Here is a 3109-nt window from a genome sequence, read left to right as displayed (position 1 = left end):
GGGTGGGACTTTCACCCACATCAGTCTGAGAGTTCAGTGCTAGGATTGCTCCTAGTTTTCACTGACTAGGCTATATGCTTATTAAGCATTTTTACCTAGTAACGAATCACACGAGTTAATTCATTGCGACTACGATTTGCTTCTGACCAAAAAGCTACCCCAAAAAGAATTAAAATTAGTATAGGCATACCTGTAACTAATGCAGCCATATTATTAGGCATAGAACCTGCCAATGTCATTGAAATAACTGCACTATACCAGCATAAAAACCAGAATCCTAAAAATGCCATTACAAAAGGATGTGTGTTCATTTGTACATGAATCACTGTTTGATCAGATTTTACTTCAAAGCGCCCTCGAATCACTGGTAAGAAGGAGTTATCGTAGTGAATTATGCGGCTAATTTGAAAGCCTGACTCAGAAATACTTCCTTGATAAGGGGCGTGTTTAGTAGAAAATCTGAATGTTTTCGTAGGTTCAACTAAAGCATTTAGGCTTTGCAGAACTATAGGCAGTGGATCATCTGTCAAAATTGTAAAGCTATCGTAGGGTAATACTTTCATATTGATTTAGGTTGCTGACTAAGCATAAAACTTCGATAATTTGTAATTAATTATGAATCCTATCAGTTTATTCAATACAGGGTCGAATGGCATTAAGAAGAGCTAGAAGCTATGGCCAATAAAGGCTACAAGTTTAATGCCCACTCCCGCAGCAATGGCATGAGTTAGGGGAGAATTGATGAGGGATGATGTACAGTTGCCCTGCCCAAAGCTGAGAAATACAAATTCATTAGACAGAATTCTGCTTTGAGATAAGCGATCACTGCTGGACACTGCACTAATTCTTTTCATCGAACCAACACCCCATTAACAATCGCAATCCCCCACTGTGGAAACTTCGCCAGCAATTTCTTGATCACAATCTGCAAAGCCGGATCGTCATTCCAGCATTCTTGCAAAAAGTCAAACCCCGGATTCTGCCCCGAATTGCCTGCTACTTTAAGTTTCTGCATACGCTCTGGTCGCATATTTGACCTCGCTACAATCGCCTCATGCGACCATTTTTCAGGATTTGGCACGGGTGCGGCGGAACTTTCACCCTCATGAACTGCTTTGAATTCTCCACCCGAAACTGAGTTTTCAGTTATCAGCTCAACAGAGGGGCGACTCGGTTCTATTTTCTGATCTGCGATCGCTGAAGTTGAAGATTTTTCAATTTGGGCAGGCGACGCGGCGGAACAAGTACCTTCATGAACTGCTTTGATTTCTACACCCAAAACTGAGTTTTCAGCCAACAGCGAAGCGGAATTACTTTGTTCTACTTGCCCCTGAGTTTGATTAGCGATCGCCAAAGTTGAAGGAAATTCATTTTGGGCAGCAGACGCGGCGGAATCAGCGCCTTCATGACAGTCTCTCACTTCCTTGCCACAATCTTGTTGACCATTGAACGAAATTTGTTGTGGGCTGCTGTACCCAGAATTAATTCAAAAGCGATTGGTAGAAGTTTGGAATTGACTAATGCAAGAACTAATCAAAGCTTTAATCAAAGCAAAATCAGAGTTTAACCCCATTCAAAAAGACGGTACTAATCCTCACTACAAGCGCAAATATGCAACGCTAGATGCTGTATTGGATGCTGTTACTCCTGCGCTTGGTAAACATGGGTTAGTAATAATTCAAACTACTGAAATCTTTGAAGGTAAAACCGTGCTACGGACTCATATTTTTCATGAATCTGGCGAGAGTATCGCTAGTACTTATCCTTTGCCTGAGATTGCTGACTCTCAAAAGTTTGGTGCAGCATTAACTTATGCACGTCGATATGCGGTTTGTGCAATTTTATCAGTGACTGCTGATGAAGATAATGATGCTGAAGGCGCAACTACTCCTCAAAAGACAGAACAAGCACAAAATAATATTAGACCCCGCAAAGACAATCAACAGCCTAGAGTTCAGCCAAGCAAACAAGCTATAACTCCGCCATCAATCAACCCAAAAGATTTGCGAGTCAAAGAAGTTCGCACACTTTTAAATTATCCACTCGATTTAGTAAAAGAATGGCTGCATTCTCGAAATGTTACGAGTCCGAGTGAGCTTGATTCTCTTCAGATTGATGAATTAGTAAAGACTATGTGTTTGGCTTGGGCTGGGAATAAGTTTGGGCATCCAAATCATGCTGCTAGCTCCTATCAGAAGCATGTTGTTGACGCTGTAGCACGAGGAGTAGATGAAACAACAGCAATCAGCGACTGGATGGAAGGAGCGCTTGCACAATTGCCTGAACTGAATTGAAAAGGTAAATCATGTTTTAAGAAGAATTCATGAGTCAGAATACATTCGGCAGCAATCTTAACGTTCTCTTAGAAACGCTGGTTTTGCATTAACAGTAATCGTACTCATCAAACAAAGAGGTATTGTTGTCAACAAGCGACTACCGTACTGAGTATCGCGGGAAATCGGAGATTGAAATACAGCCCTCATTCAGCCGATTTAGTATAGGAATAGTAGCAAAATTACTCTTGGTTTTCAGATTCTCCCTGCTGTAATTGTTGCACCACTTCTACTGATAAACCAGTAATTCGAGCGATCGCTTCTACTGTCATCCCTTCTGCTAGTAAGTTTTGGGCAATTTCATGAGCTTTTTGTTGACTTCCTTCTTCCCTGCCTTCTTCTTTGCCTTCGGTTTTAATTTGTTGGTAAATCACAGACTCATGCATTATGTCTCTCCTAAATAAACGCTCAATCACATCTTTTTCTAATACTAACCCAGCCAGAATTGCAGAGGCAGCAGCAATATTACTTTGTGTTCGCCTGTCAGCAATTTTGTCAACAGCCGCAGCTGAGAGTTGTAATGTAGCAACTTTGTTCTCAGTAGCACTCAAGACCGCAAACGGGAGTAATCCTGGTGTGGACAAAAATATTTCTGGAGGCTGTTCCCACAAACGAATCACTGAAAACTCGTGTCGTAAACTTTCAGTAGTAAAAGTAGTTTGATATAGGAATCATATTTGATTTCTGAAAAAGACTACGAGATAATACGGAGAAATATATTCGTCAAACAAGGAACAATGATAAAGCAGTATCAGCAAGCTGCGATGCCTGCGGCG

At 41.2% G+C, this 3109-nt stretch carries 5 protein-coding genes; 1 reads left to right on the top strand and 4 read right to left on the bottom strand.

Features of this window, described 5'->3' with window-relative positions; genetic code table 11:
• Nucleotides 1–95: 95 nt before the first annotated feature.
• The 3 genes from H6G97_RS48790 to H6G97_RS54415 all read right to left on the bottom strand — a co-directional run bounded on the left by H6G97_RS48790 (nt 96) and on the right by H6G97_RS54415 (nt 1420).
• Nucleotides 96–563, bottom strand: coding sequence for a hypothetical protein (locus H6G97_RS48790; RefSeq protein ID WP_190947474.1), 468 nt, complete (start codon nt 561–563; stop codon nt 96–98).
• A gap of 102 nt (nt 564–665) precedes the next feature.
• On the bottom strand, nt 666–854 hold the full coding sequence (locus tag H6G97_RS48785; protein ID WP_190947473.1) for a hypothetical protein: 189 nt from the start codon (nt 852–854) through the stop codon (nt 666–668).
• Nucleotides 851–1420 carry a hypothetical protein gene (locus H6G97_RS54415; protein ID WP_242056156.1) on the bottom strand — a complete coding sequence of 190 codons (570 nt, stop codon included), beginning with the start codon at nt 1418–1420 and terminating at the stop codon, nt 851–853. The genes H6G97_RS48785 and H6G97_RS54415 overlap by 4 nt, the downstream gene beginning before the upstream one ends.
• A 100-nt stretch (nt 1421–1520) precedes the next feature.
• On the opposite strand from H6G97_RS54415, the gene H6G97_RS48775 reads away from it, so the two are divergent.
• Nucleotides 1521–2294 carry an ERF family protein gene (locus tag H6G97_RS48775; protein WP_190947472.1) on the top strand — a complete coding sequence of 258 codons (774 nt, stop codon included), beginning with the start codon at nt 1521–1523 and terminating at the stop codon, nt 2292–2294.
• A gap of 221 nt (nt 2295–2515) precedes the next feature.
• Here the strand turns inward: H6G97_RS48775 and H6G97_RS48770 are convergent, their stop codons facing one another.
• Nucleotides 2516–2953, bottom strand: coding sequence for an RpnC/YadD family protein (locus H6G97_RS48770; RefSeq protein WP_242056155.1), 438 nt, complete (start codon nt 2951–2953; stop codon nt 2516–2518).
• Between the last annotated feature and the right edge of the window lie 156 nt (nt 2954–3109).

This window comes from Nostoc flagelliforme FACHB-838, from assembly GCF_014698065.1.
Taxonomy (GTDB): domain Bacteria; phylum Cyanobacteriota; class Cyanobacteriia; order Cyanobacteriales; family Nostocaceae; genus Nostoc; species Nostoc flagelliforme_B.
Note: the sequence above shows the minus strand (reverse complement) of the source record. Positions and strands in the feature narration are given on the sequence as shown.

Bases quoted from the DNA above. Each gene is read 5' to 3' on its own strand.
- H6G97_RS48790 (WP_190947474.1), bottom strand. From the start codon at position 563: ATGAAAGTATTACCCTACGATAGCTTTACAATTTTGACAGATGATCCA.
- H6G97_RS48785 (WP_190947473.1), bottom strand. From the start codon at position 854: ATGAAAAGAATTAGTGCAGTGTCCAGCAGTGATCGCTTATCTCAAAGC.
- H6G97_RS48775 (WP_190947472.1), top strand. From the start codon at position 1,521: ATGCAAGAACTAATCAAAGCTTTAATCAAAGCAAAATCAGAGTTTAAC.